The sequence below is a fragment of the Campylobacter iguaniorum genome (genome assembly GCF_000736415.1).
In the GTDB taxonomy this organism is placed as follows: domain Bacteria; phylum Campylobacterota; class Campylobacteria; order Campylobacterales; family Campylobacteraceae; genus Campylobacter; species Campylobacter iguaniorum.
Genome location: NZ_CP009043.1, coordinates 1463989 through 1476578, shown reverse-complemented (window position 1 = coordinate 1476578; position 12590 = coordinate 1463989). Strand labels below are relative to the sequence as shown.

The window sequence follows — 12590 nt, the reverse complement described above, 5'->3', positions numbered from 1 at the left end:
AGGGCAAAAATGAGTGAAGCTCACATCGGCAGACGTTCATTTTTGAAGCTAGCTGCTCTTGGTGCTGGAAGCACTATGGCATTTGGCAAGGAAAATGATACCTTAAGAACTGCTACAAATGAAGAGATAAAAAACCCATTCCCTGGCTCAAAAAAAGTTAGAACAGTTTGTTCTATTTGTTCGGCAGGTTGTGGTATAGAAGCTGAGGTTAAAGACGGCGTTTGGCTAAGACAAGATATGGCGATAGATAATCCGATATCTCAAGGAAGCCACTGCTGTAAAGGTATAGATCAAATCGATCTTACAAAATCAAAACAACGCATCAAATTTCCAATGAAAAAAGTAAATGGAAAATGGGAAAGAATCAGCTGGGAAACAGCTATCAATGAGATCGGCGACAAAATGCTTGAAATCAGAAAAGAAGATGGACCAGACTCAGTTGAGTTCCTTGGATCAGCTAAATTTAGCAACGAACAAGCATTTTATTTTAGAAAATTCGCAGCCTTTTGGGGTACTAATAATATAGATCACGTAGCACGTATTTGACATAGCGCAACAGTGGCCGGTGTGGCCAATACTTGGGGTTATGGCGCAATGACAAATCACTTCGGTGACGTGACATCAAATTCAAAAGCAATATTTCTAGTAGGTGCGAACTCAGCAGTTGCAAATCCAATCGGATTTAAACACATGCTTCAAGCAAAAGATAGAAATAATTGTAAACTTATAGTCGTAGATCCAGTTTATACAAAATCAGCTGCAAAAGCAGACTATTTCGTTCGTTTAAGACCAGGAACAGATATAGCTTTGGCTTATGGTATGCTTCATCTTATCTTCAAAAATGGTTGGGAAGATAAAGAGATGATCAAAAACCGTGCTTATTCAGTAGAAACTCTAAAAGCTGAAGCAGCAAAATGGACTCCTGAAGAAACAGCAGATGTAACTGGCGTTCCAGCAGATTTATTACAAGAAGTAACTCGTGTATTTGCTACTGCTAAACCAGCGACCTTGGCTTGGGCTTTGGGCGTTACTCAGCACTCAGTAGGTAGCTCAAATACAAGAATTTGGGCATTATTGCAACTTGTTTTAGGAAATGTCGGCAAAGCAGGTGGTGGATGTAACATCATTCGTGGTCACGACAATGTCCAAGGTGCAACAGATATGAATAACCTTGCAGACTCACTTCCTGGATATTATGGTTTGAGTGACGGAGCTTGGAAACATTTTTGTAAGGGTTGGGGGCAAGATTACGACGAGTTTGTAAAACGTTTCGCAACAAGTGTAAAAGAGCCTAGAGACAAGCTTGGCGAAGATGTAAAAGGTACTAAATTTAAACAATATTTCTATCACGATCCAAAAAATCCAGAAGATAGAAACTGGAGAAATGAAAAGGGTTATTCACTTTCAAAATGGTGGCAAGGTGTCTTAAAAGAAGAAAATACATTTTCAAGTGGAAATTTAAGAGTTCTTTGGGTACAAGGAACTGGTATAACATCTATGAGCCAACTTACTAAAATTCAAGAGGCGATAGACAAGCTAGATATGCTTGTTGTAGTTGAGCCTTTTGTCAATGAAGTAGCGGTTTTAAGCGATAGAAAAGATGGAATTTACATACTTCCAGCCTCTACTCAGTTTGAAAGTGAAGGCTACGTAAGTGCGACAAACCGTTCAGCGCAGTGGAGAACTCAAGTCATACCTCCAATTTATGAAGCAAAACAAGATCATGAAATAATGATGGAATTTGCTAAGAAATTTGGCTTTTATGATGAGTATGTCAAGGGTATGATGATGGAAGCTCGTGGCGGTGAGATAGTTAAAGTAAAAGATAGCTTCACTTGGCCAGATGATGCTACAAATGAGATAGCAAGAACAACTCAAAGCATCGGAAACGTCGGTAGAACAGCAGATCGCCTTAGAAAGCATCAAGAAAACTGGCAAAATTTTGATCCAGATACATTAATGGGAAAACCAGGCAGCCCAGTTGCTGGTGAGTATTATGGTCTTCCATGGCCTTGCTGGAACAAAAATCACCCAGGCACACCGATAATGTATGATATCACAAAACCAGTTTGGAAAGGCGGTATGGGCTTTAGAAATCGTTTTGGTCTTGAGCATAATGGTGTTAGTCAGTTAGCTGATGAGAGCATTACGATAGCAGGATCAAAAGTAAAAGGTGGCTACCCACAAATCACAAAAGCCAATATAGAAAAAGTCCTTGGTATCACACTTAGCGCTGAAGAAAAAGCTCAAATGGGCGATAGCTGGAGCATGGATTACAGTGGAATTATCCTTAAAAAATGCGAAGAAGCAGGCGTTAGCCCTTGTGGAAATGCAAGAGCAAGAGCGATTGTATGGGAGTTTGTCGATCAGTATCCAAAACACAGAGAACCTATCCATTCTCCACGTCAAGATCTAGTAGAAAAATACCCTACATTTGATGATCAAGCTAAGAATTTCCGTGTCGCAACTAAGTATAAAACTGAGCAAAACGCAAAAGATTGGAGCAAGGAATTCCCTATTATCATGAGTTCTATGCGTTTGGTAAATTTAAGTGGTGCAGGAATGCTTGAGCGAACAAGTAAATATCTAGCTCATATCACGCCAGATATGTTCGCTCATGTAAATCCAGAGCTTGCTCTAAAACACGGCATACAAGATGGTGAGATGATGTGGATACACGCTCCTCAAGGCACAAAGATCAAAGTCAAATGTATCCATTCAAACAGCGTTACACCAGATAGACTTTGCTTGCCATACAACTTTGCGGGCGTTATGCAAGGCATCGATATAAGTGCAAGATATCCAGAAGGTACAAAACCATACACTATAGGTGAGAGTTCAAACACCGTCACAAACTATGGATTTGACATCGTTACTCAGATTTCTGAGTTCAATGCTGGACTTTGTCGTATAGAAAGATGCGAGGACCAAAGTATGTTTAAAACATCATTCTTTGATGAGAAATAAGCAAGGAGATAAGTAATGGCTAGAATGAAATTTTATGTAGATAAAAACAGATGTATAAGCTGTTTTGCTTGTCAAGTTGCTTGTAGCTCAGCGCATGAGGTTCCAGTAGGTATAAATCGCCGTAAGGTCATCACGCTAAATGACGGTGTGGAGGGCAAAGAAGTATCAAGTACGATAGCTTGCCAACACTGCACCGACGCGCCTTGCGCTCAAGTTTGCCCTGTTAAATGCTTCTACATCAGAGAAGACGGCATTGTTTTACATGACAAAAACAAGTGCATAGGATGTGGATATTGCTTGTACGCTTGTCCGTTTGGTGCGCCTCAGTTCCCAAGAGACGGAGCTTTTGGTATCAAAGGCGAGATGGATAAATGTACTATGTGTGCAGGCGGTCCAGAAGAGACAAATAGCGAATCTGAACGCCACTTATACGGTCAAAACCGCATAGCTGAGGGCAAAGTGCCTATGTGTGCGGCTGTTTGTGCGACAAATGCTCTTTTAGTCGGAGATGCTGCTGAAGTGTCAAACGTATATCGTAAAAGAGTAATGATAAAAAACACAGGTTTTTAACCACTGTTTAATCCTTTAGCCCTCGTTTTGAGGGCTAAATTTAATTCATAATATTCTTTGTAAATTTGGTAAATAATCTATTTAAAAAAGTTAAAAAACTTAGCAAAAATCAAATATGAAAATTTCAAAACATCTAAATTCGCTTACTTATTAGCTTTATTTTCTTGTTTATTATGGCAAGCGTTTATCAGATTTATTAAAATTTTCATAAAAATATAACAAAATTAAAAGAAATTTCCTTTAAGTATTTTTATAAAAAAAATTTATATTATTTTTTTTATAAAAAATCTGAGTTCGTAAAATAGTAATAAAGGGATAAATACTCTCCTAATGACTATAAGATATTGTTATAATGTCACACAAAGATTAAAAATATAGTTGTTAATAATATTTTATTAACAATAAAATTTATTTAAATTTAATTTTAATTAGTATATCATTTCACTTATATTTTATCACCGAAGGAGAAATGATGAAAAGTTCTGTACTATTTTTAGGTTCTGTTTTACTTGCAAGCTCAATGTTTGCTGTAAGCGATGCTGATTTATTAAAAGAGGCAAAAAATTCAGGCCTAATAGCACTTCCAAGCGACCAAAAACAAGTTGATGCAATGCTTAAAGAAATTGGTGTTAAACCAAACGTTTATACTGAAGCTAAAGCTGAACTTGGTAAAAAACTTTATTTTGAGCCACGTCTTTCAAAAAGCGGTATCATCAGCTGTAATACTTGCCACAACCTAGGTCTTGGCGGTACTGACGGTGTAGCTGCTGCAGTTGGTCACAAATGGACTGCTAACCCACATCACCTAAACTCACCAACAGTTTATAACTCAGTATTAAATACAACACAATTCTGGGATGGCCGTGCTATGACTTTAGTTGATCAAGCAAAAGGACCAATCGAAGCTGAACCAGAAATGGCAACTCCAGCTAAACTAGCTGTTGAAAGAATCGCTTCTTTGCCAGAGTATGTTGCAGAGTTCAAAAAAGTTTATGGCAACGAAGGTGTTACATTCGACAACATAGCTGACTCAATCGCAGCATTTGAAAGAACACTTCTTACTCCATCGAAATTTGATAAATTCCTAAAAGGTGATACAAAAGCTCTAAACAAAGCTGAAAAAGCTGGTTTAAAATTATTCATAGACAAAGGCTGTGTAAGCTGCCATACTGGTGTAAATCTTGGTGGTACTATGCAAGCATTTGAAGTTGCTGGAAAATACCAATTCGCAAACATCGGAGATTTCAAAGGTGATGCAAATGGAATGGTTAAAACTCCAACTCTAAGAAACGTAACTGAAACTGCTCCATACTTCCACAATGGTGCTATATGGTCACTTGAAGAAGCAGTTAAAACTATGGGTAGCGTTCAACTTGGTATCGAGATAAGTGACGCAGAAGCTGCAAGCATCGTAACTTTCTTGAACTCACTAACTGGTACAATGCCAAAAGTTACTTACCCAATGTTCCCAAGAAGTACTTCAGCTACTCCAAAACCAGAACTATAATTCTCAAACTCTCCTTTACGGAGAGTTTTTCTCATAGTTTTTATATTCAAAATTCAAATTTATTAACAATCTTATATATAATTTCAACTTAAATTTATGCAAATTTGAGTATAATCCACGTTTCATAGCCAAATAAGCTCCCAAAATTTTCTCTATTTTAAATTTAGAAATGCTTGTTGGTCTACCAAATTTATAAAGGATAGTTTGATGTACGCGATTATCAAACACGGCGGAAAACAGTATAAAGTTAGCGAGGGCGACTTCCTAAATTTAGACCATTTTGACGCTGAAGCAAAAGCAAGTGTCGAAGTTACTGAAGTTTTAGCAGTAAATAACGGCAGTTTAAAGGTAGGTGCACCATTTGTTGAGGGTGCAAAAGTCGTCTTAGAAGTAGTTTGCGAAGGTAAAGACAAAAAAGTTGTTATCTACAAAAAACGCAGACGTAAAGACTCAAAATTAAAACGCGGTTTTAGAAGACAATACACTCGCGTTAAAGTTGCAAGTATAAAAGCCTAAGGAGTAAAGAATGGCACACAAAAAAGGTCAAGGTTCAACCCAAAATAACCGTGATAGTATAGGTCGCCGCTTAGGTGTTAAAAAATTCGGTGGTGAGTTTGTAAGAGCTGGAAATATCATTATCCGCCAAAGAGGAACTGCAACACATCCAGGTAACAATGTAGGCATGGGCAAAGACCATACTATATTCGCACTTGTTGATGGATTTGTAAAATTCGAAAGAAAAGACAAAGACAGAAAGAAAGTTTCTGTTTATCCAGCAGCTTAATTTTTATAGCCCTACTCTTAGGGCTTCTCCTCTTCTATTTAAATTTAATCAAAATTTTATTATAATTCTCCAAAGTATTAAGGAAAACAGATGTTCGTAGATAGCGCAAGTTTTAGTGTAAGTAGTGGAAAAGGCGGTCCTGGATGTGCTAGTTTTCGCCGTGAAAAACACGTTCCACTTGGTGGGCCAGACGGTGGCGATGGTGGAAATGGTGGCGATGTTTATTTCATCGTAGATAATAACACACATACTTTAGCCAATTATAAAGGCAAAAGAGCCATGAAAGCCGCTAACGGCGTGCCTGGACTTCCACGCAACATGACTGGACGCAAAGGCGACAATCTAGAGCTCATCGTTCCTCCTGGAACTGCTGTTTATGACGCTGATACAAATGAGCTTCTCTTGGATATGACTAGTGAGGGACAAAAAGAGCTATTTTTGAGTGGCGGAAAAGGTGGTCTTGGCAATGTTCACTTCAAAACCAGCGTAAATCAAGCTCCAACCAAAGCCCAACCAGGACTTCCAGGTGAGAGCAAAAATATCCGTCTTGAGCTAAAACTTATCGCTGATGTAGGACTTGTTGGATTTCCAAATGTCGGCAAATCAACTTTGATTTCAGCTATCTCAAATGCTAAACCTCAGATCGCAAACTATGAATTTACCACACTTACCCCAAAGCTAGGTCTTGTCGAAGTCGATCAGTTTAGCGGATTTATCATGGCAGATATTCCTGGCATTATCGAAGGTGCTAGCGACGGTAGAGGGCTTGGAATTAAGTTTTTAAAGCACATTGAGCGAACAAAAGTTTTGCTTTATATGATAGATTTGGCAAATTATCGCTCGCTTAAAGAGCAGTTTGAAACGCTCAAAAGCGAAGTGGAAAAATTCTCTCCAAATTTAGCTAAACGTGACTTTGCTATTGCCTTAACAAGGCTTGATGCTAGCAGTGACGCCGAGCAAAAAATAGAAGAGTTTTTGGCTGAATTTGGCTTGGAAACCAAACAAAAAATCTATGAATACGACCATACAAAACCATTTTTTGTCATGCCAATATCAAGCGTAACAAATGAAAATCTAAAAGAGTTAAAATTTGGACTTTTGGAGATTATAAAAGGTGAGTAAATTAGCCCAAAATTGGGCTAATTTATCATGTGTATTCAAAAATTATCCAATATTATGCACTGAATGCATTATATATATTTGGAATTTTAATAAAACAAAACCTCTTAAATTTAAGTAGCAAAATAGTATAATTACCAACTTATCTCTAAATTTAAGGTAAAATTACAAATGAAACGAATCGTCATCAAAGTCGGCTCTCACGTCATCAGCGACGACCACACTATCAGTGAAAAACGAGTTGCAGGGCTGTGCGAATTTTTAAGTGATTTAAGCGATAAATTTGAAGTGATTTTGGTAAGCTCTGGGGCTATCAGCACTGGTCAGACTAAGCTCGATTTGCCAAGAACTACAGTCATAAACAAGCAAATCCTCTCAGCCATAGGTCAGCCGTATTTGATGGAAATCTACAGCCGAACGCTTGCAAAATGGGACAAAAAAGCAGCGCAATTACTTTTATCTGCTGCGGATTTTGACTCAAGAAAAAAGACAAATCATGCGCTAAATGTCGTCAATGGGCTTTTAGCAAATAAAATAATCCCTATCATAAATGAAAACGACGCAGTGGCGATCAGCGAAATTTTATATGGCGATAATGACAGACTCTCAAGCTCGGTCGCGTTTTATTTCGATGCTGATTTGCTAGTGATTTTAAGCGATATTGATGGATATTATGACAGCGATCCACGCACTAATAAGAACGCAAAAATCCGCCCAGTCGTCCATGAACTCAGCCAAGAAGAGCAAGAAAACAGAAGTGAAGTAGGCAGCTCACATGGAACTGGTGGCATCACGACGAAGCTCCAAGCTGCCGCGTTTTTGATGCAAAACGGCAAAGATATGTTTTTAGCTAGTGGATTTGATCTTAGCGTGGCTAGAGAGTTTTTGTTAAATGACAACCAAATTGGCGGTACGATTTTTAAAGGTAAAAAGTGAAAAAAATCGTTTTTATGGGGACGCCTGATTACGCAACTACCATACTTAAAAGGCTTTTTAGATCTAATTATGAAGTCGTAGGAGTTTTTACTCAGCCAGACAAACCAGTTGGCAGAAAAATGGTTTTAACCCCACCCGATGTGAAAAAATTTATGCTTGAAAACGGCTACAAAACTCCAATTTTTCAGCCGTTAAATTTAAAAAATGATGAAGTTTATACTCAAATTTGCTCACTTAAACCTGATTTTATCGTGGTTGCAGCTTATGGTCAGATTTTGCCTAAAAATATTTTAGAGATTGCGCCTTGTATAAATTTACACGCTTCAATCTTGCCTAAATTTAGAGGTGCTAGTCCGATTCAAGAAGCCATTTTAAAAAATGAAAAATTTAGTGGAGTAACTGCCATGAGAATGGGCGTGGGACTCGATGATGGCGATATGCTGGGCTTTAGCGTTTTGGATATTAGTGGGTTTTGTGTTTCGCAGCTTTTTGATGAGCTTTCTAAAATGGCAGCAGAGCTAACCATAAAAACTTTGGATAAATTTGATGAAATCAATGGAGTTTCGCAGTTTAATGCTCTAAGCTCAAAATGTGGCAAAATCAAAAAAGAAAACGGGCTTATAAACTTTGAGCTAAGCGGGGATGAAATTTGGACTAAATTTAGAGCTTTTTATCCTTGGCCTGGAGTGTTTTTAGCTAATGGCACGAAAATCACTTCTTTAGAAATATCAAATTTAAATGGAAACGCTGGAGAGATTTTAGCTATCAGCGATGATGGATTTGTCGTGGCTTGTGCTAAAAAATCTATCAAAATCAAATCCATTCAAGAGCCGGGCAAAAAAGAGCTAAAAGCAAAAGATTATATAAATGGAAAAAGGCTAAGCGTTGGTAGTAAGTTTTGTTGAGAGTTGCGTTTCAACGCAAGATGAGCTTATCGGCGCTGTGAGAAGCGGAGCGATAAATCCACCATTTGCACTAGTTGCAAAAGTCCAAACAAACGGCGTTGGAAGTCGTGGAAATGAGTGGGAAAGCAAAGAGGGGAATCTGTATTTTAGCTTTTGCGTTGATGAAAATTCATTGCCAAGTGACCTAAAACCAGCTTCAGCTAGCATATATTTTGCGGCTTTGATGAGCGAATATTTAAAGAGCTGTGGCTCCAAGCTTTGGCTCAAATGGCCGAATGATTTTTATTTAGGTGACAAAAAAATCGGTGGAGTGATAACAACTAAAATAAAAAATGTATATATTTGCGGAATTGGGATAAATTTAAAAAACTCTCCGAGCTTTGCAAACGTCCTAGATATCGAAACTTCACCACAAAATATTGTAAATGGATTTATTCAGTATTTAAATTTAGGCTTTTCGTGGAAGCAAATTTTTAGCAAATATTTGATAGAATTTGACAAATCCAAGGTATTTGATGCTCATATTGGTGGAGAGCCAGTAAGTCTTAAAGACGCTATTTTGCTAGAGGACGGCTCGATAATGATAAATAATAAAAAGGTATATTCTTTAAGATGAGTGAAGTTATAACCATTGCCAACCAAAAAGGTGGCGTAGGAAAAACAACGACTGCTGTAAATTTGGCTGCTTCTTTAGCAGTAGCTGAAAAAAAAGTCCTTCTAGTAGATATAGATCCACAAGCCAATGCGACAACTGGTTTGGGATTTAGCCGAAGTGATTATGAGTTTAACATCTATCACGTACTAACTGGTAGAAAAAAACTTAGTGAAATCATACTAAAAACTGAGATATCAACTCTTCATCTAGCACCATCAAATATCGGTCTAGTAGGAATCGAGCAAGAGTTTAACGAACAAAATAAAGATTATAAAGCAATTTTGAAAAATAAAATAGCCGAGCTTAGAGATGATTATGATTTTTTGATTATCGATAGTCCACCAGCTCTTGGAAGTCTTACTATAAATGCACTTAGTGCTAGCGATAGCGTTATTATACCGATTCAGTGTGAGTTTTATGCGATGGAAGGTTTGGCACAAATTTTAAATACTATAAAGGTTATAAAAAAATCAATAAACCCAAAACTAACCATTAAAGGCTTTTTGCCTACAATGTATAGTGCGCAAAACAACTTATCAAAAGAAACCGTCGCTGATCTCAAAAAACACTTTGAAAACAAGCTTTTTAAAGCAAATTCAGATGAAGGATTTGTCATCATACCAAGAAATGTCAAACTAGCTGAAAGTCCAAGCTTTGGAAAACCAGTTATTTTATATGACATAAAATCAAGCGGTAGTGTGGCGTATCAGAATTTAGCTTATTCGATAATGGGGTAAAAATGGCACTAGGAAGAGGACTCAGCGCGATACTTGAAGATGTGGAAAATGCTTATGATAAAGAGTTAAACAAAGACCTTATAGCAGATATAGAAATTTCAAAAATAACTCCAAATCCATACCAACCAAGAAAGCACTTTGATGAAGAAGCTCTAAATGAGCTATCTGCTAGTATAGAAAAACACGGACTTATCCAACCTATCATCGTCGTTAAAAGCTCAAATGGCGGATATACTTTGATAGCTGGCGAGCGTAGATTTAGGGCTACAAAACTTCTTGGAAGAGATAGCATAAAGGCAATAGTTGCAAATTTAGAAGATCAAAATTTACGCGAACTTGCGCTAATCGAAAATATCCAAAGAGAAAACCTAAGCCCAATCGAGCTTGCAAACTCATATAAAGAGCTTATTGATGAGTACAAAATAACTCAAGAAGCCCTAGCAAATATCATCAAAAAAAGTAGAACACAGATCACAAACACGCTTCGTTTGCTAAATTTAGATGAAAGCACAAAAAAGCTAATTGAAGATGGCAAAATAACTCAAGGTCACGCTAAAATCATTGTCGGTCTTGAAAAAAATGATGAAAAAATGATCGTCGATACCATAGTCGGTCAAAGACTAAATGTGCGTGATACTGAAAATTTGGTAAAAAGACTAAAGAGCAAAGATCAAAAACCAGCCAACATTTCAAAAGCCGAACAAGATTACAGTGATGGTTTAAATTTGCTAAAAGATAAAATAAAAAATATTGGTTTAGATTGCCAAATAAATGGCAAAAAGATTATATTAAATATAAAGAATACTGAAGAAATTAGTACATTGATAAAAATAATTGAAAAAATTCAGTAAATTTTAGTATTTAATATTGTAAAATACTCACCTAATATTGCATTTGTTGACGAAATTATTAAGGAGATTTAATGTTACAAATTGATCTACCGTTGCTTTTAGTTACGGTTGTGATTTTTTTAGGACTGATTTTTGTTCTAAATTCTATGTTGTACAAGCCTCTTTTAAAATTTATTGATGACAGAAATACATCAATAAAACAAGATGAAGAGAGCGCAAGTAAAAATGCTAGCGACGTTGGAGCGTGCAAAGCAGAAGTTGATAAAATAATACTTGAGGCAAGAAATGAAGCAAATTCTATAAAGCAAGCAGCTTCAAGCTTGGCTAAAGAAGAGGCTGCTAAAAAAGTTCAAGCAAAAAAAGATGCTTTAGAATCCGATTATGAGCTTTTTGCAAAAGAGTTAGCAGGCAAAAAGGCTGAGCTAAAAAGTATGCTTTTAGAAAAACTTCCAGAGTTTAAAAGCAGCCTTAGTGCTAAACTATCAAGAATGTAAGGGATTAAAATGAAAAAATATTTATCATTGCTATTAGTTCCTGCTTTTATGTTCGCATCTACTCCAGCTGGTGAGCCTGATTATGACATAGTTGCTAGAACCATCAACTTTGTTATTTTTGCTGGTATTTTGTACTATCTTATAGCAGAACCTGTAAAAAATGCTTACAAAGGCAGAATAAACTCAATCTCAGCAAGACTAGAGTCTATCCAAGATAAACTTCGTGCTTCTAAAGCTCAAAGAGAAGATGCTCTAAGAAAAGTAGAAGAAGCAAAATCAAACGCTAATGAGCTTATACAAACTGCAAAAAAAGAGGCTGAGCATTTGGTAGCTAAAATAAATGCTGAAGCTCAAAACGAGCTAAATCTTTTAGAAAAATCTTTTGAAGAGCAAAAATCTTTTGAAGAGAGAAAGATTGTTAGAAGCGTTGTAAATGAAGTCTTAGAAGAGGTATTTGCTGGTGATACTCTTAAGATTGATCAAAATGAGTTTGTAAATTTAGTACTAAAAAAGGTTAGTTAATGAAAGAAGTAGTAGCTAAAAAATATGTAAAAGCTCTAATCGCTAGTCTAAATTCTGATGAATTTGATAGAGTAGAGAGTGCTTTAGTGACTCTTGCATCGGCTTTTAAGATAGAAAAACTTAAAGTTATACTTGATTCTCCAGATATAGATGGAGCTAAAAAGGCAAATTTTGTATATTCTTTATTAGATAATGGTTCTGATAAAATTCGCAGTTTTATATCTTTATTAGGAGACAATAAAAGACTTGCTTTAATACCAGAAATTTCAAAAGAATTCTCATATCAAAAATCAATCAGAGATAATGCTTTTACGGGCTTAATATCTGGTAGCTTTGAATTAAATCAAAATCAACAAGCTCAGTTGGAAGAAAAATTCTCTTCTAAATTTGGATCAAAAATAGATTTTGAAAAGATTAAAAACGATTACAATGGAATAAAAATAGAGTTAGATGATTTAGGAGTAGAGGTTAGTTTCTCTATAGATAGACTTAAAGCTCAAATGAGCGAATATATTTTAAAAGCAATTTAATAAGGAGTAAAAG

14 protein-coding genes are annotated in these 12590 nt (G+C 36.4%); all 14 read left to right on the top strand.

Annotated features, from left to right (window positions below):
- Window positions 1-9 precede the first annotated feature (9 nt).
- On the top strand, window positions 10-2967 hold the full coding sequence (locus CIG1485E_RS07460; RefSeq protein WP_081867151.1) for a formate dehydrogenase subunit alpha: 2958 nt from the start codon (window positions 10-12) through the stop codon (window positions 2965-2967).
- A gap of 15 nt (window positions 2968-2982) precedes the next feature.
- Window positions 2983-3537: a formate dehydrogenase FDH3 subunit beta gene (gene fdh3B, locus CIG1485E_RS07455; RefSeq protein WP_038455092.1), complete on the top strand. Its 555-nt coding sequence runs from the start codon at window positions 2983-2985 to the stop codon at window positions 3535-3537.
- Between the two features lie 472 nt (window positions 3538-4009).
- Complete coding sequence (locus CIG1485E_RS07450) at window positions 4010-5044, top strand: cytochrome-c peroxidase (RefSeq protein WP_038455090.1); 1035 nt, start codon at window positions 4010-4012, stop codon at window positions 5042-5044.
- A gap of 207 nt (window positions 5045-5251) precedes the next feature.
- Entirely contained in the window at window positions 5252-5560 is a 309-nt protein-coding gene (gene rplU / locus CIG1485E_RS07445; RefSeq protein ID WP_038455088.1) for a 50S ribosomal protein L21, read from the top strand.
- A 10-nt stretch (window positions 5561-5570) separates the two neighbouring features.
- Window positions 5571-5828 (top strand): 50S ribosomal protein L27, encoded by a 258-nt coding sequence (gene rpmA / locus CIG1485E_RS07440; RefSeq protein ID WP_038455086.1) that lies wholly within the window; start codon window positions 5571-5573, stop codon window positions 5826-5828.
- Window positions 5829-5918: 90 nt separating this feature from the next.
- Window positions 5919-6950, top strand: a complete 1032-nt coding sequence (gene obgE / locus CIG1485E_RS07435) for a GTPase ObgE (protein WP_038455084.1) — start codon at window positions 5919-5921, stop codon at window positions 6948-6950.
- 168 nt (window positions 6951-7118) lie between these two features.
- Window positions 7119-7883, top strand: a complete 765-nt coding sequence (proB, locus tag CIG1485E_RS07430) for a glutamate 5-kinase (protein ID WP_038455082.1) — start codon at window positions 7119-7121, stop codon at window positions 7881-7883.
- Complete coding sequence (fmt, locus tag CIG1485E_RS07425) at window positions 7880-8788, top strand: methionyl-tRNA formyltransferase (RefSeq protein ID WP_038455080.1); 909 nt, start codon at window positions 7880-7882, stop codon at window positions 8786-8788. Before proB ends, fmt begins: the two co-directional genes overlap by 4 nt.
- Window positions 8769-9404: a biotin--[acetyl-CoA-carboxylase] ligase gene (locus tag CIG1485E_RS07420; RefSeq protein ID WP_038455078.1), complete on the top strand. Its 636-nt coding sequence runs from the start codon at window positions 8769-8771 to the stop codon at window positions 9402-9404. Before fmt ends, CIG1485E_RS07420 begins: the two co-directional genes overlap by 20 nt.
- Window positions 9401-10180, top strand: coding sequence for a ParA family protein (locus CIG1485E_RS07415; RefSeq protein ID WP_038455076.1), 780 nt, complete (start codon window positions 9401-9403; stop codon window positions 10178-10180). The genes CIG1485E_RS07420 and CIG1485E_RS07415 overlap by 4 nt, the downstream gene beginning before the upstream one ends.
- Window positions 10181-10182: 2 nt before the next feature.
- The gene (locus CIG1485E_RS07410) at window positions 10183-11031 is read left to right on the top strand and encodes a ParB/RepB/Spo0J family partition protein (RefSeq protein ID WP_038455074.1); all 849 of its coding nucleotides are present in this window, start codon (window positions 10183-10185) and stop codon (window positions 11029-11031) included.
- Between the two features lie 71 nt (window positions 11032-11102).
- Window positions 11103-11525: a FoF1 ATP synthase subunit B' gene (locus tag CIG1485E_RS07405; protein ID WP_038455072.1), complete on the top strand. Its 423-nt coding sequence runs from the start codon at window positions 11103-11105 to the stop codon at window positions 11523-11525.
- A gap of 9 nt (window positions 11526-11534) precedes the next feature.
- On the top strand, window positions 11535-12047 hold the full coding sequence (locus CIG1485E_RS07400; RefSeq protein WP_038455070.1) for a F0F1 ATP synthase subunit B: 513 nt from the start codon (window positions 11535-11537) through the stop codon (window positions 12045-12047).
- Window positions 12047-12577 (top strand): F0F1 ATP synthase subunit delta, encoded by a 531-nt coding sequence (locus CIG1485E_RS07395; RefSeq protein ID WP_038455068.1) that lies wholly within the window; start codon window positions 12047-12049, stop codon window positions 12575-12577. Before CIG1485E_RS07400 ends, CIG1485E_RS07395 begins: the two co-directional genes overlap by 1 nt.
- The last annotated feature ends 13 nt before the right edge of the window (window positions 12578-12590 follow it).

Excerpts from the sequence above, each read along its gene's own strand:
- fdh3B (WP_038455092.1), top strand. The coding sequence starts at position 2,983 with ATGGCTAGAATGAAATTTTATGTAGATAAAAACAGATGTATAAGCTGT.
- CIG1485E_RS07450 (WP_038455090.1), top strand. The coding sequence starts at position 4,010 with ATGAAAAGTTCTGTACTATTTTTAGGTTCTGTTTTACTTGCAAGCTCA.
- rplU (WP_038455088.1), top strand. The coding sequence starts at position 5,252 with ATGTACGCGATTATCAAACACGGCGGAAAACAGTATAAAGTTAGCGAG.
- rpmA (WP_038455086.1), top strand. The coding sequence starts at position 5,571 with ATGGCACACAAAAAAGGTCAAGGTTCAACCCAAAATAACCGTGATAGT.
- obgE (WP_038455084.1), top strand. The coding sequence starts at position 5,919 with ATGTTCGTAGATAGCGCAAGTTTTAGTGTAAGTAGTGGAAAAGGCGGT.
- proB (WP_038455082.1), top strand. The coding sequence starts at position 7,119 with ATGAAACGAATCGTCATCAAAGTCGGCTCTCACGTCATCAGCGACGAC.
- CIG1485E_RS07415 (WP_038455076.1), top strand. The coding sequence starts at position 9,401 with ATGAGTGAAGTTATAACCATTGCCAACCAAAAAGGTGGCGTAGGAAAA.
- CIG1485E_RS07410 (WP_038455074.1), top strand. The coding sequence starts at position 10,183 with ATGGCACTAGGAAGAGGACTCAGCGCGATACTTGAAGATGTGGAAAAT.
- CIG1485E_RS07405 (WP_038455072.1), top strand. The coding sequence starts at position 11,103 with ATGTTACAAATTGATCTACCGTTGCTTTTAGTTACGGTTGTGATTTTT.
- CIG1485E_RS07400 (WP_038455070.1), top strand. The coding sequence starts at position 11,535 with ATGAAAAAATATTTATCATTGCTATTAGTTCCTGCTTTTATGTTCGCA.
- CIG1485E_RS07395 (WP_038455068.1), top strand. The coding sequence starts at position 12,047 with ATGAAAGAAGTAGTAGCTAAAAAATATGTAAAAGCTCTAATCGCTAGT.